17 protein-coding genes and 6 tRNA genes are annotated in these 20538 nt (G+C 46.5%); 19 read left to right on the top strand and 4 right to left on the bottom strand.

Annotated features, from left to right (window positions below; translation table 11 throughout):
• Positions 1-92 precede the first annotated feature (92 nt).
• The 6 genes from NE619_RS09690 (at position 93) to NE619_RS09715 (ending at position 6223) form a co-directional block, all read left to right on the top strand.
• Positions 93-1412 (top strand): replication-associated recombination protein A, encoded by a 1320-nt coding sequence (locus tag NE619_RS09690; protein ID WP_256132220.1) that lies wholly within the window; start codon positions 93-95, stop codon positions 1410-1412.
• Positions 1413-1517: 105 nt separating this feature from the next.
• Positions 1518-2570 carry a GGDEF domain-containing protein gene (locus NE619_RS09695; RefSeq protein ID WP_256132221.1) on the top strand — a complete coding sequence of 351 codons (1053 nt, stop codon included), beginning with the start codon at positions 1518-1520 and terminating at the stop codon, positions 2568-2570.
• A 644-nt stretch (positions 2571-3214) separates the two neighbouring features.
• Positions 3215-3358 carry a hypothetical protein gene (locus NE619_RS09700; protein WP_256132222.1) on the top strand — a complete coding sequence of 48 codons (144 nt, stop codon included), beginning with the start codon at positions 3215-3217 and terminating at the stop codon, positions 3356-3358.
• A 241-nt stretch (positions 3359-3599) separates the two neighbouring features.
• A complete protein-coding gene (locus tag NE619_RS09705) occupies positions 3600-4352 on the top strand; it encodes a GNAT family N-acetyltransferase (protein ID WP_256132223.1) in 753 nt (250 codons plus the stop codon).
• Positions 4353-4391: 39 nt separating this feature from the next.
• The gene (locus NE619_RS09710) at positions 4392-5099 is read left to right on the top strand and encodes a DUF5131 family protein (RefSeq protein ID WP_256132224.1); all 708 of its coding nucleotides are present in this window, start codon (positions 4392-4394) and stop codon (positions 5097-5099) included.
• A gap of 230 nt (positions 5100-5329) precedes the next feature.
• Positions 5330-6223 (top strand): helix-turn-helix domain-containing protein, encoded by an 894-nt coding sequence (locus tag NE619_RS09715; protein WP_256132225.1) that lies wholly within the window; start codon positions 5330-5332, stop codon positions 6221-6223.
• 174 nt (positions 6224-6397) lie between these two features.
• On the opposite strand, the gene pyk is transcribed toward NE619_RS09715, so the two are convergent.
• The 3 genes from pyk to NE619_RS09730 are packed head-to-tail and all read right to left on the bottom strand — an operon-like array spanning position 6398 to position 8702.
• The gene (gene pyk / locus NE619_RS09720; RefSeq protein WP_256132226.1) at positions 6398-7828 is read right to left on the bottom strand and encodes a pyruvate kinase; all 1431 of its coding nucleotides are present in this window, start codon (positions 7826-7828) and stop codon (positions 6398-6400) included.
• Entirely contained in the window at positions 7806-8393 is a 588-nt protein-coding gene (locus NE619_RS09725) for a class I SAM-dependent methyltransferase (protein WP_256132227.1), read from the bottom strand. Before NE619_RS09725 ends, pyk begins: the two co-directional genes overlap by 23 nt.
• Before the next feature lie 57 nt (positions 8394-8450).
• On the bottom strand, positions 8451-8702 hold the full coding sequence (locus NE619_RS09730) for a FeoA family protein (protein WP_256132228.1): 252 nt from the start codon (positions 8700-8702) through the stop codon (positions 8451-8453).
• A gap of 223 nt (positions 8703-8925) precedes the next feature.
• Here NE619_RS09730 and NE619_RS09735 point away from each other — a divergent pair.
• The 6 genes from NE619_RS09735 to NE619_RS09760 all read left to right on the top strand — a co-directional run bounded on the left by NE619_RS09735 (position 8926) and on the right by NE619_RS09760 (position 9585).
• Positions 8926-9002 (top strand) — tRNA-Met (locus NE619_RS09735).
• A 5-nt stretch (positions 9003-9007) separates the two neighbouring features.
• Positions 9008-9083, top strand: a tRNA-Val gene (locus NE619_RS09740).
• Between the two features lie 5 nt (positions 9084-9088).
• A tRNA-Asp gene (locus NE619_RS09745) sits at positions 9089-9165 on the top strand.
• Between the two features lie 141 nt (positions 9166-9306).
• Positions 9307-9382: transfer RNA gene (locus NE619_RS09750), tRNA-His, on the top strand.
• A gap of 17 nt (positions 9383-9399) precedes the next feature.
• Positions 9400-9474 (top strand) — tRNA-Gln (locus NE619_RS09755).
• 36 nt (positions 9475-9510) lie between these two features.
• Positions 9511-9585, top strand: a tRNA-Cys gene (locus NE619_RS09760).
• Positions 9586-10293: 708 nt separating this feature from the next.
• Here NE619_RS09760 and NE619_RS09765 read toward each other — a convergent pair.
• Entirely contained in the window at positions 10294-10950 is a 657-nt protein-coding gene (locus tag NE619_RS09765) for a GntR family transcriptional regulator (RefSeq protein ID WP_256132229.1), read from the bottom strand.
• A 104-nt stretch (positions 10951-11054) separates the two neighbouring features.
• Between NE619_RS09765 and NE619_RS09770 the strand changes: the two genes are divergently transcribed.
• The 7 genes from NE619_RS09770 to NE619_RS09800 all read left to right on the top strand — a co-directional run bounded on the left by NE619_RS09770 (position 11055) and on the right by NE619_RS09800 (position 20465).
• A complete protein-coding gene (locus tag NE619_RS09770; protein ID WP_256132230.1) occupies positions 11055-12305 on the top strand; it encodes a M24 family metallopeptidase in 1251 nt (416 codons plus the stop codon).
• Positions 12306-12316: 11 nt separating this feature from the next.
• Complete coding sequence (locus NE619_RS09775; protein ID WP_256132231.1) at positions 12317-13606, top strand: M24 family metallopeptidase; 1290 nt, start codon at positions 12317-12319, stop codon at positions 13604-13606.
• 13 nt (positions 13607-13619) lie between these two features.
• Positions 13620-15224 (top strand): APC family permease, encoded by a 1605-nt coding sequence (locus NE619_RS09780; RefSeq protein WP_256132232.1) that lies wholly within the window; start codon positions 13620-13622, stop codon positions 15222-15224.
• Positions 15225-15282: 58 nt separating this feature from the next.
• Complete coding sequence (locus NE619_RS09785; protein ID WP_256132233.1) at positions 15283-16164, top strand: NAD(P)-binding domain-containing protein; 882 nt, start codon at positions 15283-15285, stop codon at positions 16162-16164.
• Between the two features lie 20 nt (positions 16165-16184).
• Positions 16185-17609 carry a four-carbon acid sugar kinase family protein gene (locus NE619_RS09790; protein WP_256132234.1) on the top strand — a complete coding sequence of 475 codons (1425 nt, stop codon included), beginning with the start codon at positions 16185-16187 and terminating at the stop codon, positions 17607-17609.
• Between the two features lie 1358 nt (positions 17610-18967).
• Positions 18968-19390, top strand: coding sequence for a DUF2000 domain-containing protein (locus tag NE619_RS09795; RefSeq protein ID WP_256132235.1), 423 nt, complete (start codon positions 18968-18970; stop codon positions 19388-19390).
• A 118-nt stretch (positions 19391-19508) separates the two neighbouring features.
• Positions 19509-20465 carry a DNA/RNA non-specific endonuclease gene (locus NE619_RS09800; protein WP_256132236.1) on the top strand — a complete coding sequence of 319 codons (957 nt, stop codon included), beginning with the start codon at positions 19509-19511 and terminating at the stop codon, positions 20463-20465.
• Positions 20466-20538 lie beyond the last annotated feature (73 nt).

Genomic DNA, 20538 nt, shown 5'->3' on the forward strand with positions numbered 1-20538 from the left:
AGTTTGTAATCTGTTCTGCAAACAACTGTTCGTATCCCGCTTTTTATGATAAAATAAGAGAACGGATAAAGTCCTGAAAGAAAGGGAAGCTTATGGAGCAAATTACATTCTTTGAAAACAATGAAACCCAGCCGCTGGCTGCCAGGTTGCGGCCCCAGTCTCTGGATGAATTTGTGGGGCAGCGCCACCTGTTGGGCAAAGGGAAAATCCTGTATCGTTTAATTGAAAGCGATCAGATCTCCTCTATGATTTTCTGGGGGCCTCCGGGCGTGGGCAAAACGACCCTGGCGCGGATCATCGCAGGCCGTACAAAGGCGGCTTTCATTGATTTTTCGGCTGTGACCAGCGGAATTAAAGAGATTCGGGGCGTTATGCAAAAAGCAGAGGAAAACCGACGCTTTGGCGAAAAGACCATCGTCTTTGTCGATGAGATCCACCGCTTTAATAAAGCGCAGCAGGATGCTTTTCTGCCTTTTGTTGAAAAGGGCAGCATTATATTGATCGGGGCGACGACGGAGAATCCTTCCTTTGAGGTTAACGGCGCGCTTCTTTCCCGCTGCAAGGTTTTCGTGCTGCAGTCCCTGAAAACAGAAGAGCTGAAAGATCTGCTGACCCGTGCCCTGAAAAGTCCCCTGGGATTTGGAGAGCAGCATGTTATTATTGACGATAACATGCTGGAGGCAATCGCTGCCTTTGCAAACGGCGATGCGCGGACAGCCCTCTCCACTTTGGAAATGGTGGTGCTCAACGGAGAAGCGGAGGGCGATTCGATCACAGTTACTAAGGAAACGCTGGAGCAGTGCATTTCCAAAAAGTCGCTGCTCTACGATAAAACCGGCGAGGAGCATTACAACATTATTTCGGCCCTGCACAAATCCATGCGCAATTCCGATCCGGACGCAGCCGTATACTGGCTGGCGAGAATGCTGGAAGCAGGCGAAGATCCGCTTTATGTCGCCCGCAGGGTGACCCGGTTTGCCAGCGAAGATATCGGAATGGCTGATCCGCGGGCGCTGGAAATCGCAGTAGCCGCATATCAGGCCTGCCATTTTATCGGTATGCCCGAATGTACCGTACATCTGACGCAGGCTGTGGTTTATATGTCTCTGGCGCCGAAATCCAATGCCCTTTACACGGCTTACGGCCATGCGAAAAGGGATGCGCTGACCCAGCTTTCCGAGCCTGTACCGCTGGTGATCCGCAATGCTCCCACCAAACTGATGAAAGATCTGAAATACGGTGAAGGCTATCAATATGCCCATGACACGGAAGATAAGCTGACCAACATGCAGTGCCTGCCGGACTCCCTTTTAGGCAGAGAGTATTATCAGCCCACGGAGCAGGGGCTGGAAGCAAAGTATAAGGCCAGGCTGGAGCAGATTAAAGCGTGGAAACGGGAGCACGAGAAATGAAGGGCAGAGGTGAAACGCGGAGCATATTGCCCGGATTGCTGAGGCATAGTATAATATAGAGCGTTGGAGACATGGCTGGAAGGAATCGGACACAGGAGGTAAGAGTTGGTTGAAAAGATCAAAGATATTCTATATATGGATCGCTACATTTTAGAGCGTGAAAGCAGAGCTAGAGATCGAAACCAGCGGGGTATCGCAGTGATCGCGGCTGCGGTGTTTGTGGTTATGAGCCTGCTGAACATTAAACAGCATTCTTCGGTAATGCTGGCCACAACAAGCCTCAGTGCGGTTTTTCTGGTAATCGGGTATTTTCTAAGCAAATATAAAGGTAATTCAAAATTCTTGCGTGGAATGTTCTATCTCATTTTTATGGCGGTCTTTACCTTATATACGGTTATGGGCGGAAATGAAGGGTTTGCGGCCCTCTGGCTGCTGGTCGCCACCTACGCGGTAATGATATCGATTGATTTTCGAGTCGGCTTTATCATCAGCGCGTACCACTTTGTTATGCTGATGCTTGTGTTCATCGGCCCGTTGAACGGGCTGCTTCAATATGCATATAACGAAACCTTTATGCTGCGATTCCCCTTCCTGTTTGTGGCTAATTTTGCCTTTGCCACCTATATTGCCATCCGCATCCGCTCGTACCAGTATGCCCTTTTGTTAAAACAGGAGGAACTGGAGTATTTCAACACCATTGATCTCAGTACCGGACTGTTGAATCGAAATCGTTTTATTAAAGATGTAGAAGCTTTTCAGGCCGGCGATTTAAACACGCTTTCTGCGGTTTTTATCGATGTCAATGGTTTGCATGGAATCAATAATCGCCATGGCCATAGTGCGGGAGATTCCATGCTGCGGGAAATTGCAAATTTGTGCAAAGATTATTTTCCCGATAACGACATTTATCGAATGGGCGGCGACGAGTTTCTGATTCTTTGTAAAAATGAAAGCGAAGAAGCCGTGACCACTGCGGCCCGGTTGCTATATGAAGCGGTAGAACAGGCGGGCTATTCCATTTCTTACGGCGTTGAAACGCAGGACGCTGATTTTGATTTGGACAAGGTGGTGAGAGATGCCGATGAGAAGATGATCGCGTTCAAAAAGGAGTATTACCGGTGCCGCAGGGATGAAGCGGAGCGAGTGAGCAGGAATTAAAGACGCTGCAAAAGCAATGGACAAAGGAGGGTGATAAAAGCCCTTCTTTTTCATAATACAGGAAATATCTAATGCGTGGCATTTCCTATATTTCAAACCAGGTCGCAGCTTTTTTAAGCGATGTACATATTTGTTCAACAGCGGATTCGTTTCGTCTTTGTTGTTGAAGCCTTTTCAAGGGTTGCGGTCTCTACTCCTGTTCAAAGGGGCAGTACCGATTGCGATTCTGCGCTCGCAGGCTCTGTATCCTTGAAAAAGGGTCAACAGAGACGTGATTTTTTGCTGCATGTTGATAAAAATAGGAATTTGTCTTTTGGGCAGTTTTTTCAGCCGTGTTTCTTCCACGGAAAAACGGTAGGTAACGCATCTGAGAGGCTGCTAACATGGATGGCCGCCGACACTTGATACGGTACATCAACTTAAGGGGATTAAAAGTTGAAACCATAGGGCAGCAAAGTTTTATAAACTCGCCCAAATACAAGAAATATGTTATCATAATATCTACATCAATTGTGGTGGCGTACTCAAGAAAGGCAAGAAATATATAATGTAAAATATTTACATTATAGTAAAATAATGATAAACTAATAATTGAGCTGGGTAACAGCTTAATTACTCGGGCAAGCGGGAGAAAGGAAGATAAAATGGAAGAAATGACAAAAGAAGAAATGCAGAGATTTCTAATAAAGGAAGCCCAGCGAGGCAGTACAGAGATAGAGGCATACAGAAACCTTATGGAAATTTTGGGAATTGAGTTTCCAAGTGATAAAGAAAAGTCTGCCGAATAAGCAGAGCAAAAGTTGGCAAGGAGAGCGGGCTTGCCACCGCCCTCCGACGGAGATAGCAACTATAGTTAACCGCTTTTGTGTACGAGACAGACTGTTTGAGCACCGATGCCCACACAAAATTGCCTAAAAACTGTAATTTTGCGCTGCATTGACCCTGGCCACGCAGCCCTGCGGCGCCGCCAAAACAGATCCCCATTTTGTAGAAGAACACAGTCCGGCCAGTGAAAATAAGAGGTATCAAATGAGTAATGATTTTATAAACTTAACAGCAGAAAACCTTGCGGATGAACATTTGAGCTGCATTATACGCACCAGGAAGACCCATCCGGGTATTGAAGCAAAACGGCAATGGCTTTCAGACCGGCTGAAAGAAGGCCACGTCTTTCGAAAGCTAGATGAAAAGGCCACGGTCCTTATTGAATACGCGCCCCTTGAAACCGCCTGGGTTCCCGTAATCGGCGACAACTATTACTATCTGTACTGCTTATGGGTTTTGGGCGCCGCCTACAAAGGAAAAGGGTACGGAAAAGCACTGATGGAGTATTGCTTGGCCGATGCCAAAGAAAAGGGCAGATCCGGCGTTTGCATGCTGGGAGCTAAAAAACAAAAATCCTGGCTTTCGGATCAGGCATTTGCCAAAAGCTTTGGCTTTGAGGTTGTGGATACCACCGACTACGGATATGAACTACTCGCCCTTTCCTTTGACGGAACAACGCCGAAGTTTGCGCAAAATGTCAAAAATCCGGAGATTGAAAGCAAAGAACTGACAATTTATTATGATATGCAATGCCCCTATGTCTACCAAGCCATTGAGCGGGTAAAAAAATATTGTGAAGCCAATGATGTTCCTGCCAATTTCATGCAAGTGGACACGCTGCAAAAGGCAAAGGCGCTGCCCTGTGTATTCAACAATTGGGGCGTGTTTTACAAAGGAAAATTCGAGACAGTGAATCTGCTTGATGCAGCATATTTAAAGAGAATTCTCAAAAAGTAAAGCGCACCGTCAACACACAAAGAAGAAGGGGACATCAACATGGCTATGTGGAATCCGTGGCGGGGCTGCCACAAACACAGCGAGGGATGCAAATTCTGCTACATCCATAAGGGTGACAGCAGAAGGAAAGTTGATACCAACGATATCGTAAAGACGAAAAACTTTTCCGCACCCATCGCAAAGACAAAACAGGGAACCTATAAAATGAAGTCGGGACAGACGGTTTATCTCTGCTTTTCCACCGACTTTCTTCTGGAAGACGCGGACCCGTGGCGGGATGAGTGCTGGCAGATGATCCGGGAGCGATCTGACTTGCATTTTCTGTTTCTGACCAAGCGCATAGAACGATTTGAAGCCTGTATGCCGAACGACTGGGGCGATGGCTATGAGAACGTTACGGTCGGCTGTACCATTGAAAACCAGGATCGAGCCGATTACCGGCTTGCGATTTTCGATCGGCTGCCCATCAAGCATAAAAATATTATCTGTCAGCCCCTGCTCGAGAAAATCGACATAGAAAGCCACCTCCACGGCGTTGAATTGGTGGTCGTTGGTGGGGAATCGGACCGGTACGCCCGCCCGCTGGACTATGACTGGGTCCTGAATATCCGGGAGCAATGCGTCCGAAAACACGTACACTTTCAATTCAGGCAGTGCGGGACTCACTTCATTAAAGACAATAAAAACTACACTTTGAACGTACGCTTACTCTGCAGCCAGGCGAGGAAAGCCGGCATTGACTGCTAGAAAAATTCTGCTGTTTTAAAGCACGAAGGAGTAAAAGTACCGCAGGATTGTCCCCATCATCAGGATGATCCTGTATTTTTTTCGGCGATTATTTTTGCAGCTGGCCGCAGCTGCCTGTGTCAGCGCCCTTGCTAAATTTCTCCGGTAGCGGCACCAACGGCAATATGGCAAAATAAGTCGAGAAAGCAGCGGGCAAACACAGTATCATAAGAAGCATAGGAGGTGGGAACATGCAGGAACAGCGCAAGGCCGTACAGAGAATGCAGGATTATATAGAAAAACATATCGCAGAGACCATTACCCTGGCAGATTTGGCGAAAGTATCGCTCTTCTCTCCCTGGTACTCTTATCGGCTGTTCAAGGATTATACGAACTACACGCCAGCCGATTACATCCGACGGTTAAAACTGTCAAAATCGGCATTGCGACTAAGGGATGAGGGCTGCCGGGTAATTGACGCGGCTTTTGACCTGGGTTTTCAGAGCGCTGAAGGCTACCAGAGAGCTTTTTTTCGTGAGTTTGGATGCAATCCCGGCGAATACGTAAAAAGCCCGGTACCGCTGTATTTGTTCACTCCTTATGGAGTCCTATACAACCAGCTTGGAAAGGAGCGTAAACAAATGAGTGAAGTGAAGAATGTGTTTATTCGTATGATTAAAAGGCCTGAAAGAAAAGTGCTGATCAAACGGGGAAAGGATGCAAAAGACTATTTTCAATACTGCGAGGAGGTTGGCTGCGATGTATGGGGACTGCTGACCAGCGTCTCTTCCATAAGCGGAGAGCCGGTATGCCTGTGGCTGCCGGAAAAATACCGCCGTCCGGGGACTTCGCAGTATGTGCAGGGAGTTGAAGTGTCCTTGGATTTCCAGGGGCCGGTTCCCGAAGGCTTTGATATGATTCAGCTGCCGGAAGCTGACTACATAATGTTTCAGGGAGAACCTTTTTCAGAAGAGGATTACTGTCAGGCGATTGAAGAGGTGCAGCAGGCGATTGAGAAGTATGACCTCAGCACCGCAGGCTATGAAAGAGATCCGGAAAACCCCCGGATACAGCTGGAACCGATCGGCAAAAGGGGATACATTGAGATGCTGGCCGTGAAAGAAAAGCCGGCGGCAGGCAAGTAGGCAATCGAAGAAAAGCGCAGGCTGGAAAAAGGAACTTTGCCCGATCCTGTTCGTATAAAAAAGTTTACCCATATTCTCTTGTTTTCAGGAGAATATGGGTAATTTTGCAATGATCGGAGCGCTTCATTTTTAAAGAACAGGCCATTTAGCAGGAAATGGTTTAAAACAGATATTTTATTTGACTGTTTCTACCCGGATCAGGTTCGTTCTTCCGGTACTCTGCAGCGGAAGGCCGGCGCTGATAACAACCGTATCGCCTTCTTTGACGGCTTTCATTTTCTTTGCTCCGCCTTCAGCCTGCTCAAGCAGCATGTCCCACTGATCCTCATATTCGGTCAGAACCGGGTAAACTCCCCAGGAGAGGGCCAACTGGTGGAATGTTTTCTCCTTTGGCGTAGCGGCGACGATGGGCTGGATCGGCCTGAATTTTGACATCTTTTCCGCCGTATAACCGGATCGGGTAATGGCGATGATTGCTTTGGCCTTTAAATCCTGGGCTGTGGTGCAGGCCGCATGTCCAATGGCGTTGGATTTATCTCTGGCGTCCATTTCGTAATCCATGATTTTGTATAGATTGACATCAAAGGCGTCTCTTTCCGCCTGCTTAACGATTTTCGCCATGACCTTTACGGTTTCCACAGGGTATTTCCCCATGGCGCTTTCGCCGGAAAGCATCACAGCCGAGGTTCCGTCAAATACCGCGTTGGCAACATCGGTGATCTCCGCTCTTGTAGGAGTGGGGCTGGCCACCATGGATTCCAGCATTTGAGTGGCAGTGATGACAATTTTCCCCGCCTGGCAGCATTCCTTGATGAATTTTTTCTGAATACCCGGCAGCTTGGCAAAGTTTACTTCTACACCCATGTCGCCTCTGGCGACCATGATGCCGTCGGAATGGGTGAGAATCTGCTTGAAATTGTCAATTCCCTCCATGTTTTCTATCTTGGAAATGATTTTTATTTTTTCTCCACCGTTTTCACTGAGAAAATTCCGGAGATCGATTACGTCCTGCGGCGTACGAACAAAGGATGCGGCAATATAATCTACGTTATTTTCAATTCCGAAAAGCAGATCCCGTTTGTCGGCTTCACTGAGATATTCCAGATCCAGATGTGTTTTCGGAACGTTTACTCCCTTGCGATTACTGATTTTCCCGCCGTTTGTCACCCGGCAGATAACGTCGTCGCCTTCCGTTCTCTGTACCTTTAGCGCAACCCTTCCGTCATCGATCAGAATTGCTGTGCCGGAAGTCACCTGCCTGGGCAGGTCTTTGTAAGTGATGGTGCTCCGCTCCTGATTACCCAGTACGTCGGCAGCCGTCAGGGTAAAGGTTTGACCATTTTCCAAAACGACGCCGTTCTCCTCAAAATCTCCAAGACGAATTTCGGGGCCTTTGGTATCTAGCAGCACTGCCGCAGGCAGTCCCAGACGGTCTCTTACTTTTCGGAATTTGCGGATCATTTCACCATGCCCCTGATGATCCCCGTGAGAAAAGTTGAGACGCGCCACATTCATGCCGGCCAAAAGCATCTTTTCCAGGACTTCTTCACTTGAACTGGCAGGCCCCAGCGTACATACAATTTTAGTCTTCTTCAAATTCAACACCTCTTTTCAACGTTATAAGCAATATTTCAGGCGGATGGTTTTGCTGGTTGAGCATATTGATATATGCGGCATGATAGATTCGTTGATCCAGGCCGCGGGCCAGCTCCAGGACCTTCCGCTTTTCCTCTTCGCCTCCGGGGTGGCCGCTGTACATGGTAATGCACACCAGCCCGTCCACAGACAGAAGTCGGAGCGCTGCCTTAACGGCTTTTACAGTCGTTTCCCCACAGGTAGCGATCTCCTTTGAAGCGGCAGGTAAATATCCCAGATTGAATACAACCGCTTGAACGTTTCCCTTTATATATGCGCCCATGTTTTCGTGGCTGTCCTGTATCAGATGGATGTTTTCAGAATACAGATTCTCCTTTACAAGGGCGGCTTTGGTGCGTTCGATGGCTGTTTTTTGAATATCGAACGCATAGATATCCTTTGCGCCTGCTCTGGCCAGCGCGACCGTATCGTTTCCGTTGCCGCAGGTGGCATCGACTGCCGTCCCTCCGGGGCGAAGGTATTGGGATACGAAAAACATCGCCAGCTGAGTGGTGCTGCGTATTAGATTTTTCATGAAATTATTATAACACAAGTCAGATCTGTTTAGCATTATATCATAGAAGAAATCAGGCTATAAGGCCTGATTTCCTTTTCGTACTATGATTTTTTCGGCATCTTCGCGCCGCAGCGCAAGTACGGCGCCCATCACTTCGTAAGCTGTGGGATTCTGTGCGGGACTTTTGAACAGCGTTTTGACTTTCAGCGACGGAGCGAAGCCGAGATCTATAAATCTGTCTTTTTCCAGTCCACGGGCATTGATGCTGATGATGGTGCCGCTTGCGCCTACTGGAAGGTGGGACAGAGCAAAAATTTCTGAATTCATATAGTATGTTCTCCTTCTCGAATTTAAAAATTATGTAGAATAAGGAGCCCGTATCCAGGGTAATCTAATATAGTATATGAAGACAAAGGGCTGATTGTCACAGGAGTTTTGAGTGTCGAAAAAGAATAAATAATTTTATCTGATTTTATCTGAAAAAATGTGTTGACATATCGACCACGAAATGGTAATATAACTCTTGCAGTTACTTCGAAAGTACTGATGTGGCGGTGTAGCTTAGTTGGCTAGAGCGTCCGGTTCATACCCGGAAGGTCGGAGGTTCGACTCCTCTCGCCGCTACCACTTTCGGGCGCTTAGCTCAGCTGGGAGAGCATCTGCCTTACAAGCAGAGGGTCATAGGTTCGAGCCCTATAGCGCCCACCATTTGCGGTCCGGTAGTTCAGTTGGTTAGAATGCCAGCCTGTCACGCTGGAGGTCGACGGTTCGAGCCCGTTCCGGATCGCCAATTTTTTAAAAATCAGTATTGCATAAGTAGCTGACGGCATATATAATATATTCACCGGAAAAAACAGCGTTGCTGAAAGGTTGAATATATTGAAACTCGCTGCGACGCAGCTTGCGGGTTATAATATATATGCGTTATGTGGTGGGTATCGTCAAGTGGTTAAGACAATGGGTTGTGGCTCCATTATGCGTGGGTTCGAATCCCACTATCCACCCCAATTTTATAAAACTACGATGGGGTATCGCCAAGCGGTAAGGCAATGGATTCTGATTCCATCATGCGCAGGTTCGAATCCTGCTACCCTAGCCAACAAAATTGGCAAAGCCTTGTGCTTTGCCTACATACGGCGACATAGCCAAGTGGTAAGGCAGAGGTCTGCAAAACCTTTATTCCCCAGTTCAAATCTGGGTGTCGCCTCCAAAGATGAAATTCCAATGTTTTCGGACGTTGGAATTTTTCTTTTTGTCAAAGAATGAAGGGAAAAGGCCGCCGCCGGTAAAGGAAATAAAAATTCTGTATTTTTTTGCATAGCAAAATATACAGAATTTTTTGTTATTAAGACTTGCCTAGCAAGATAGTCTGAGGTATAATACCGGTATACCGGTATGCTGGTTAAAACCAAAATTATAACTTATGAGTTACGTCGAGTAAGTTTCACGTATATTCAACCTTGCGGCGAAGCCGGTTCAATTGGTGAATATCGTATAACTTATGAGCTGTCTGGCAAGGAGACGGCCTGGAGCTTTTTTCTTTGAAATTGGGTCAGAGCGGATAAAACCTGTGGGTTTGCGGGTGTTCCAGGTTTAGTTTTGTGAAATTTCCACTTAAGATTGACCCGCAAAGGTAAGAAAGGTTGAAAAAAGGTCCGCTTTTGTCTGTTTTTTATGAGAAAAGATCCGGAAATAATTTAGCGCGTTACAACGCGAAATTGGATAGACGTTTCTATTTAGTCAAACGCAGTCTAAATACAACAAAATGCAGAGAATGGTTTTGAGTTTGCGACCAAATTTCAAATTTATAAGCAAATCCCGCAACCATTGTCCCCAAAGAGACACCTGGTCGCAGAGCAAATTCGAAAAGAGCCGATTCGGGGGCAAGATCATAACCTGCTATGACCTGGCCCGCAGCTTATACAATATCTTCGAGATTGAGTACTTTAGGATTTTCCATATGGAGCATAGTAATATCATAAATATTTGCCAGATCACCGGATTGCATAGCACTTAGTATAGCCTCATGTTCCTTGATCGTGGCCTGCATCCGGCCCTCGTGTTTCAGCGAGAGGACAGCCAGCCGTTTGATTTGGTAGATAAAGCTTCCGAATAATTGGTTAAAGGCTGAATTACCCGCATAGGCAACTGTTTCGATATGAAACTGATTGTCATAATCGACAAACTGATTGATATCTTTGGAGTTTTCCGCAATCTCCCTCTGCAGCTGTAAGTATCCGTTAAGTTTATCGAAAAGAAGACGGGCATGATCGCTATTATAATTCTGCGTGATTTGGTAAGTACAGTAACCTTCGATCGCAGAGCGTACTTGAAAGGTTTCGATAATGTCCTTATGTGTCAGCTGGTGAAGGCAAAATCCCTTACTGGGGATGATATCAATATATTTTTCCTGCGCCAGACGAAGGAGAGCATCCCTTACAGGGGTGCGAGAGATACCAATTTCTTTCGATAATTTTGTTTCAGAATAAATCTGGTCGTATTGAAATTGGTCGTCCAATATTAAAGCCTGAATATAATCATAAGCCGTTTGTTGTAAAGGTTTTGTATTTTGCATAATGAGTTCCTCTTTTCCGGGTTCATTTTACACTATGCAAAAAACCTTCGCAATACCAATATGAATATTTTGTTAATGCTCATGGAACTGAAAGGAGTTAAAACATGTCGAATCAAAAAGTCCAAGTATTGCCAGAATTGGATGTGGTCTACGAAAACACGCGGCTGCCGTTCCCTCTGGCAGAATATCAGGTGAGGCTCACAAAAATTCGCAGAGAAATGGCCGCACGGGAGATTGATTTGCTTTATTTGAGCTCTCCTGAAAGTATGTATTATGTCAGCGGCCTGAATCTGACATGGTACCGGACAGGGGCATCATCCGCGTGGGACGGGTCAAAAGCTGCAGGAATCGCAGTACATGTAGACTATGATTATTTCATTCTGTTCGAGACGGCGGACGAATATGGGCTGGTATCCGGCTCAACCTGCACTGCGGATGTTCGGATCATGGACGAAAGACCTTTTGAATCCGAGGATAAAGGATCAGATCCTTATGACTTCATCACAGACAACCTGAAAGCGGAGGGGTGGCTTACAGGAAAGGTCGCCCTGGAAATGAGATGCTCCAGACCGCCCAGGCATGTAAGTGATATCATGCGGGCAAGATTTGAACAGAAAGGCTGTTCGGTTACAGATGGCACGGATCTGTTAGTAAAAATCCGCAGAAAAAAATCACCCATGGAACTCAATTATATAAGGAAGGCCAGCGCCATAGCCGATATTGGTCATAAAGCTATAGCTGATCAACTTCGCGCCGGCATGACAGAACTGGAGGCGGCAGGTATCTATACCCATGCGATGATGAAGGCGGGAGGCGAAAGTCCGGCCATTGTGGATATGGTTAAAAGCGGAAAGGGGAAGCTTTGGTGCGGCCATGCCCCTGCCGGAAGAAAGCTCATTATGCCCGGCGAACCGGTCCAGGTCGACCTGGCGGGAGTGTATAACCGCTATCATGCTTATATGGGCCGTTGTTATCATATCGGAAAGCCGGATCAGGATTTTGCCGATACCTGCCATAAGGCAAACGTACTGGTCATGGAGGAAGTAAAACGTATATTAAAACCCAATATGCCAGTAAGAGAATTTTACAAAAAACTGATGAAAGTCTGCGAAGAACTGGGTCTGCGGGAAAGCACCAAAAGGATGGGCGGCTATGAACTGGGCATCGCGTTTCCGCCGGACTGGTGCGGTGAATTTGTCCACGGCCCCGATATGATCTATAAAGAGGAGCGTTTTGAAGCGGGGATGGTTATCGCCTTTAAGACCGGCATGGGTGTGGCAGACACCATTCTTTTTACAGAGCACGAAGCCGAAATCCTGACCAACACCACTCATGAACTGAAGATTATTGAATAGGAGGAAGAGGAATGAGCAAATTGATTGAACCGATGAAAGATCTGACTTTGATCAGCGAAGATATGGAACTGCCATTTCCGCTGTATGAATATAAAAATCGCTTGAATAAAATAAGAAAAAAGATGGAGGAAAAAGGCATAGATACCCTCTATTTGACTTTGCCCGAAAACGTTTATTACGTCAGCGGTCTCAAATTAATCTGGTACAGAGCCAATTCCTCCCCGGTGTGGAATGATACAAAGATTACAGGGGCCGCGATTCATGTCAATTCGGATAAGTTTATGATCTTCGATTGCGTTGATGAAGAGGGAGCCGTATATGGAAGCACATGCTGCACAGATCCGAGAATCAAGAACGATATACCGCAGAATGTGATGATGGGGGAAGAACGGGAATGCCCGGCTGCGGGCGAGGACTTCATGGACCTGGTGGTTAAGGATCTTTACAACGAAGGCTGGCTCAAAGGTGTGGTAGCCCTGGAAATGGGGAGTTACCGCCCGCCCAGAACCGTGAGTGAAATCTTTCAGGCAAAACTGGAAGCAAAAGGAGCGAAAATCGTTGATGGAACGGACATTGTTCTCGATATCCGAACAATTAAGTCGCCTCTGGAAATTAACTGCATTGAGAAAGCAGCGCATATTGCAGATATTGGACATAGAGCCATCCGGGAGAACCTTCATGAAGGGATGACCGAACTGGAACTGGTCGCTGAATACACCTCGGCCATGATGAGAGCGGGCGGCGAGAGCATGTCGCTGGTCGATATGTGCCGTTTTGGAACGGGAAAATATTGGTGGGTTCATTCACCTGCGGGAAGGAAAAAGCTGATCCGAAATAATCCGGTGGCAGTGGATCTGTGCGGCGTTTATAATCGATACCATGCCGATCAGGTGCGGGCCTACTCCTTGGGGGAACCGCCAAAAGAAATCGCTGAATCCTACGCAATGGCAGGGAAAATTATGAGACAGGTGGCAAAGATTATCAAGCCCAATTTGTCCATCGATGACTTTTACGATGAGATAACACGATTCATTAAAGACGAGGGTGCCTGGGATGAACAGTACTGGCTCGGCGGCTATGAACTTGGGATCTCCTTTCCTCCCGATTGGGTAGGCAACTTCGTTTATGATCCATATATTGATTCCAATGGCGCCAGGTTCGAACCGGGAATGGTGGTGAATTTTGAAACTGGATTCGGTATTGTGGATACACTTGTTTTTACGGAAAAAGAAGCCAGAATCCTGGGCACGACACCGTGGGAACTGCAGATTGTGGACCCGGATTCTCCTCTGGTGGAATGAAGGGAGGAAAAACATGAAAAAATTCGAAACGGGCGGTGAGATAAAGCAATATCACGTAGGTCTTTTGGCTGCTATTACGATGGTGTTTTCATTGGTGGCCGCAGGAGCGTATGGCGTGGAAGAGATGGTTCCTGCATGCGGGCCCGGCATGACGATTATTTTGCTGTTGGTGATTCCGTTTATCTGGGGCCTGCCTATGGGGTTTGTTTCCGCAGAGCTGGGAGGCGCCCGGCCGGTAGAAGGCGGCTATTATAAATGGGTCCAGGAAGGACTTGGCGAGTTTTGGGGTTTTCAATCCAACTGGTGGCGAACCTGTTCCTGCTATATAGGAAATGCGGAATCAATCGTTTTGGCCAGCGGGTACATAGGAATGGCGCTGGAACTCAATCAAACGGAGACTTATATTTTGCGAGTAGCGCTGGTCATTCTTTTGATTGGTCTGAACATCCGCGGAATTGGAGATGTCAGCGTTGTTACCCGATTTTTTATCCTGTTAGTTCTAACTGCTTTTGGGCTGATTGCCATTCTCGGATTCGTGCATTGGAGCAACAATCCCTTTGATCCGTTCGTACCCGAGGGCATGGGGCTTTTCGAAGCAGCAGCGTCCGGGATCATCATTGGAATGTGGATGTACTCGGGTTACGAAAGCCTATCCACGGTTGCGGGGGAGATCAAGCAGCCCCAAGTAATTCCCAAAGCCTTGGTGATCGCTCTACCGCTGATCATTGCAACCTATGTACTTCCAATTACCGGAGGTCTGGCATCCATCGGACAGTGGGAGAACTGGAGTACGGATCCTTCCGCACCGGTAGGCTATCATACGGTATTAACCAATTATCTGGGATCTTGGACTGGCATCGTCTTTCTCTTTATTTCTGCCGGGGCAATGGCAGCTTTATGCAATGCGTATATTGCCACCAGCTCAAGAGGGTTTTTCACGTTGTCCCATGACAGGTTAGCGCCGCCGATTCTGGTCAAGGTATCAAAAAAAAGGGGCGTACCTTACGTTCCAATCTTAATCATGGGCGCAGTAGATATCATTATGTGCCAGTTTGACTTCACTGCGATTGTAGTAATCGATGTATTTTTCTTCATGACCTCGTATATCGTCATTTATATCGCAGCTATTCGGTTGAGAAAAACAATTCCCGATGAGGAGAGAACCTTCAAGCTTCCTGTCAGCGACGGCGTATTTACAGTTATCTGTATTGTTCCCATCATTTTGGCAGTCTGCGCTTTGTTTGTCAATGGTGCCGATTACTTTATCGGCGGAGTTATAGGACTTGTCAGCGGCCCGGTTATATATGTATTCTGGAAAAGAAGATATGGGGGATTGGCTGTGAGCGATCCTGATCATTATCCGCTGAATCCAAGGACAAAGCTGGGTCGAGGAGATCTAAAGCGAATCGGAAATTTGTGCTTGATGCTTGCGACCGTAGGTCTGGCAGGGCGTTTTTTCCTTCCATGGTACGAAGCCGGGGGAGAAAGCTATTATGATGAGACTTACGGAATGGACCAGATGTTTGACACCTTCATGTGGGTGCTCACAGTGGCGACGATCGTCTTATATGCAGCAGCGATCATCCTTCTTCGTACTGCGAAAAAAATTGATCAATAGCGCTTATATGGAAAAAAGGATACTGGGCAACAACAGGTTGCCGGAAAGAGGGATGTATATGAAGAAAATAGGTTTTATTGGATTGGGAATTATGGGTAGGCCAATGGCGCTGAATCTCCTTCGTGCTGGCGCGGATGTTCTGGTAAATGACGCGGACAATAACGTCCTGCGGATGGCAAAGGAACAGGGGATTCATACTGGTACGATTTCGGCGGTCGGCAGGGAATGCGACTTGGTTTTTATGATTCTGCCCAATGGAGATATCGTAAAGGAAGTTATCTTTGGAGAGGGGGGACTGACTTCTTCAATAAAGAAACCGCAAGTGATCTGCGATATGAGTTCGGTAACACCGGCTGAATCCCAATACTGTCATAAGCGGCTGGAACAGATGGGTATTGGCTTTGCGGATGCTCCGGTCAGCGGCGGCGAGCCGAAAGCTATTGATGGAACCCTGTCCTTTATGGTTGGCGGCGATGAGCAGAGCTATCAACTTTTAAAGCCGTATTTTGAAATTATGGGCAGTAGTTCTGTTCTTATCGGCGGATCCGGCAGCGGAAGCATTGCCAAACTGGCAAATCAAATTATAGTCAATCTGTCCATTGCCGCAGTTTCGGAGGCTTTCGTCCTGGTAAAAAAGGCTGGTGCAGATCCGCGAAAAGTATATGAAGCGATCCGGGGAGGATTGGCCGGCAGCGAAGTTCTGGATGCCAAACTACCAATGATTCTGAAACGGGATTTTACACCTGGGGGAAAGATTGCCATCAATCACAAGGATATTAAGAACGTACTGGAGACAGCAAAGGATCAAAAGATTCCGCTACCGTTCACAGCGCAGCTTTTTCAGGTTATGCAGGCGCTGGATGTCAGCGGAAACATGGAAGACGATCATTGCGGCATCATTCAGTATTTTGAAAGGCTGGCAGGAGTGGAAGTCGGTTGAAGCTTGAAGAGGGAGATAAGATGAAAAAAACAGAACTTGAAAGAGGCAGCGTTCAAATATGTTCCTTAAAACAAATGGGCGACATAGACCATATCTTACAAAAAGAGATTGAAAAAAATGATAAAAAGCTTGTTGTACTGGACGATGATCCCACAGGAACGCAGACCGTGCATGGAGTTTCGGTATATACGGACTGGAGTAAAAGCAGCATCAGCGCAGGCTTTGACGAACCCAATAAGCTGTTTTACATTTTGACAAATTCGAGAGCTATGACAGAATCGGAAACCAAGACCCTGCACGAAGAAATAGGCAAAACGATTTTAGCAGTTTCTAAAGAAAAAGGGAAAGACTTTATTATCATAAGCAGGAGCGATTCCACGCTCAGAGGCCATTTCCCTTTGGAAACCAGCACCCTGCGATCGGTATTGGAACAAGAATTTCCTGTGGACGGGGAAATCTTATGTCCCTTCTTCCTGGAAGGCGGGAGATTGACGATTGACGATGTTCACTACGTAAAAGAAGGGGAGAATTTGATTCCTGCAGGGAATACGGAATTCGCAAAAGACAAAACCTTTGGATACCGTTCCTCCAATTTAAAAGCGTATATTGAAGAGAAAACGTCCGGGGCATTTGCTGCCGAAGCTGTAAGTTCGATTTCTTTGGAAATGCTCCGAAATGGCGAACTGGATAAAATTGAAAGCCTGCTGCTCCAGATAAGGGATTATCATAAAGTGATTGTCAATGCGGTGGACTATCAGGATTTGAAGGTGTTCTGCACCGCTTTCTATCGGGCGGTCGGTAAAGGGAAATCTTTTCTGATTCGTTCGGCAGCATCTATTGTAAAGGTTTTAGGAGGAATCAGCGATGCCGCGCTGCTCAATAGAAGGCAGTTGCCTGCTGGAGGGGGAGATGCCGGGGGACTTATTATAGTCGGTTCATACGCAGAGAAAACAACCAGGCAGCTGAATGAACTCAAAAGACTGAAAAATGCTGTTTTTATTCAATTCGACTCCGACTGCGTTTTGGATGAAATTGCACTTGCTGGCGAACAAAAGCGTGTTGCGAGCGAGGCGGAAAAGGAGCTTAAAGAGGGTAAAACAGCTGTGATTTTTACCAAGCGCCAGCCTTTACAAGTTGAAGGTGATACCAAAGAAGCTGTGTTAATCCGCTCTGTAAAAATATCGGATGCGCTTTCATCGATTGTCAGCCGCGTGGAAACGGTCCCCAGGTTTGTCATTGCCAAGGGAGGCATCACTTCCAGCGATATAGCCACAAAAGCGCTGAAGATCAGGAGAGCAACCGTGCTGGGGCAAATCAAGCCTGGTATTCCCGTTTGGAAAAGTGAATCTGAGGGTGCGTATAAAAATATACCCTATATCATCTTCCCCGGGAATGTCGGCAAGGACGGGACCTTACTGGAAGTGGCTAAACTGCTGGGCTGTTAGCTTAGGCAGTAAGGGATTATTAGCTATCCGGCCAGTACGGGCCGGACAGCGGTAATTCACTTTTTTCACAAGCAAAATGATATTTCTTTTGGAAACAAACAGCCGAGCATCCGTTTCAGTTTCTTCTATGAAGATAAAAGCACATCGCTTTATTGACTTGGCTCCTCGCATAGCATATAATACAGGTAAGAAAAGAGTTACCGATGAACGGTCGCTCCAAAATGGTTAAAGTAAAAGCACTCGTCCGATTTTGAAGGTTGGGACGGGTGTTTTACTTTATATAAAAACTAACGCTTAATCTTAACGACTAAGGCGATAACCGTACAAAGTACAAGTGTGTAGGTCATAAGACCGTCAAATGTTATGTACATGGCATCACCTCCCCTTGCAGGGGGCAACCGCCCACCGTGTCTCTGGTAACTCTTGATGATAGTATAACTGATAGACGGTAGAGTGTAAACTATAAGTATACATAATCATTCACAGATACGATATACCTTTTAAATCAATGCCGCTACAACATGGAAACCAGTAGAGCCTGCGACCAAGGCGTTCCTTTTGGCCCAATGGTGGCGGGATTTACTGGCAAAATCAAGATTTGGTCGCAAACGCCGTAAATATTTTTGAAGCATGCACAAGGTGATGACTTCGATAATTACCAAACAGAAAGCAAACAACTCTGAAATTGAAGCTAAACAACCTAAAGTTTTAAACACTAAGCTATATGAACAATTGAGTTTGTGTCATATTACATACTGGTATCATAAACAAAGTTAATTGACGATGAAGATAAAAGCACATCACTTTATTGACTTGGCTCCTCGCATAGCATATAATACAGATAAGAAAAGAGTTACCGATGAACGGTCGCTCCAAGATGTTTAGAGTAAAAGCACTCGTCCAGTCTTGAAGGTGAGGACGGGTGTTTTACTTTATGTAAAAACTAACGCTTAATCTTAAATCAATGCCGCTACAACATGGAAACCAGTAGAGCTTGCGACCAAGGCGTTTCTTTTGGCCCAATGGTGGCGGGATTTGTCGGCAAAATCAAAATCTGGTCGCCAACTTCTCCAATTTCACAAACGCCGCAAACGCCGCAAACCTGCGGCTAATTTAATCTCTGCATCTTAACTATCCTCAAGCTCATTGATCCCAACGAGTTTGAGGATACTTTTTTTCTATGACGGGCATTCTAAAGGGCGATGCCACCCGCAAAGAACGAAAAGGATAATATCTTACAAGCCTTTTGGAATATGAAATGGTACAATGACTTTCGAAAAGAAGGCATCAGGGAAACATCCCACCCGGCTTTGAGGGGGCTGCCTGAAAGTAACGTGTCTAAGAAAAGAGGTTAAACAATGGATTCAAAAAATGAGAAATGCGTGATGATAATTGACGAAAATTTACCGCTGGGCATTATTGCAAATACAGCGGCAATTATGGGGATTACCCTTGGCAAAGAGATGCCGGAAGTGGTCGGGGCTGATGTGACCGACCAGACTGGAAATCAGCACCTCGGCATTATAACGTTTCCTGTACCAATACTGAGAGGCTCGTCGGAGATTATTAAAGAAATAAGAGAAAAGCTTTATCAGCCGGAATTTCAGGATTTGATCGTGGTTGATTTTTCTGATTTGGCGCAGGGATGCAAAACCTATGATGACTTTATTGAAAAGATGGCCGATACGCCGGAAGACGCTTTGCAATATTTTGGCCTTGCGATTTGCGGCACGAAAAAGAAGGTGAACAAACTTACCGGCAGTATGCCGCTTTTACGATAGCGATGGCTTCCGCGAAAAACAAGAGAATAATCAGTTCGCCTTCGTAAAATTTGTGAGAACAGGTCCAGACTCTATGTTATAATTAAAATGGCATAGAGAGGAGTATAAAGGAACATAAATGAGAAAAACTACTTATTTTAACAGCAGCGACGAGAAGAACTATGGAAGGCACAACTACCGGATTCTCATAGCGCTGACACTATGCGTTTGTCTGCTGCTGGCCGGATGTACGAATGGCGGAAATGAAGCCTTAAAATCAGGAGACGCGGCAGGCGATCCCACCATATCGCTTGAGGATATACCACAATATCAGGGAACCCCATATCAGAAAATAAACGGAAATGAACCGTATTTTGAAGAGGCCGATTTAACAACGGACGCCTTTGAAACTTACAGCGACCCCGATAATCTGGGGCGATGCGGCACAGCCTATGCCTGTGTAGGGAAAGAGCTTATGCCGACGGAAGAGCGTGGATCTATCGGCATGGTAAAGCCGACCGGGTGGCATACGGTCAAATACGGAAACGTCGATGGCAAATATCTGTACAACCGCTGTCATTTGATCGGTTACCAGCTGACGGCGGAGAACGCCAATGAAAAAAATCTCATCACGGGCACCCGTTACCTCAATATCGAAGGGATGCTCCCCTTTGAAAACCAGGTGGCTGATTACATAAAAGAAACAAACAACCATGTTTTGTACAGAGTCACACCGATCTACAGCGGCGACAATCTGCTGGCCAGCGGCGTTCTTATGGAAGCGAAATCCGTAGAGGATAAAGGAGAAGGGATCACGTTTAATGTCTACGCCTACAATGTCCAGCCGGGCATTGCAATTGACTACCGCACAGGAGAAAGCCATCAGGAGGGCCAGACGGAAAGCAAGCAGCAGACGGAGGCTTCTGCGGATGAGAGTGCGCAGGAATATATTGTAAATGTCAATTCGGATGTTTTCCATAGGCCGGATTGTGCAAGCGTAAAGAAAATGGCGGAGAAGAATAAAGAACGCTTTCAGGGAAGGCGAAGCGTCATGATCGAACAGGGACTGAAGCCCTGTAAAAACTGCCAGCCGTAAAAAGATTTTGCTGGGGAATCATCGCTGAAATATGTTAAAATTAACATAGGCCATGCGGAACAGATTTACGGGA

The organism is Anaerovorax odorimutans, from assembly GCF_024459955.1.
Taxonomy (GTDB): Bacteria; Bacillota; Clostridia; order Peptostreptococcales; family Anaerovoracaceae; genus Hominibacterium; species Hominibacterium odorimutans_A.

Coding starts and splice junctions, on each gene's coding strand:
- NE619_RS09690 (WP_256132220.1), top strand. CDS start 93: ATGGAGCAAATTACATTCTTTGAAAACAATGAAACCCAGCCGCTGGCT.
- NE619_RS09700 (WP_256132222.1), top strand. CDS start 3,215: ATGGAAGAAATGACAAAAGAAGAAATGCAGAGATTTCTAATAAAGGAA.
- NE619_RS09705 (WP_256132223.1), top strand. CDS start 3,600: ATGAGTAATGATTTTATAAACTTAACAGCAGAAAACCTTGCGGATGAA.
- NE619_RS09710 (WP_256132224.1), top strand. CDS start 4,392: ATGGCTATGTGGAATCCGTGGCGGGGCTGCCACAAACACAGCGAGGGA.
- NE619_RS09715 (WP_256132225.1), top strand. CDS start 5,330: ATGCAGGAACAGCGCAAGGCCGTACAGAGAATGCAGGATTATATAGAA.
- NE619_RS09725 (WP_256132227.1), bottom strand. CDS start 8,393: ATGAAAAATCTAATACGCAGCACCACTCAGCTGGCGATGTTTTTCGTA.
- NE619_RS09730 (WP_256132228.1), bottom strand. CDS start 8,702: ATGAATTCAGAAATTTTTGCTCTGTCCCACCTTCCAGTAGGCGCAAGC.
- NE619_RS09765 (WP_256132229.1), bottom strand. CDS start 10,950: ATGCAAAATACAAAACCTTTACAACAAACGGCTTATGATTATATTCAG.
- NE619_RS09770 (WP_256132230.1), top strand. CDS start 11,055: ATGTCGAATCAAAAAGTCCAAGTATTGCCAGAATTGGATGTGGTCTAC.
- NE619_RS09775 (WP_256132231.1), top strand. CDS start 12,317: ATGAGCAAATTGATTGAACCGATGAAAGATCTGACTTTGATCAGCGAA.
- NE619_RS09780 (WP_256132232.1), top strand. CDS start 13,620: ATGAAAAAATTCGAAACGGGCGGTGAGATAAAGCAATATCACGTAGGT.
- NE619_RS09785 (WP_256132233.1), top strand. CDS start 15,283: ATGAAGAAAATAGGTTTTATTGGATTGGGAATTATGGGTAGGCCAATG.
- NE619_RS09790 (WP_256132234.1), top strand. CDS start 16,185: ATGAAAAAAACAGAACTTGAAAGAGGCAGCGTTCAAATATGTTCCTTA.
- NE619_RS09795 (WP_256132235.1), top strand. CDS start 18,968: ATGGATTCAAAAAATGAGAAATGCGTGATGATAATTGACGAAAATTTA.
- NE619_RS09800 (WP_256132236.1), top strand. CDS start 19,509: ATGAGAAAAACTACTTATTTTAACAGCAGCGACGAGAAGAACTATGGA.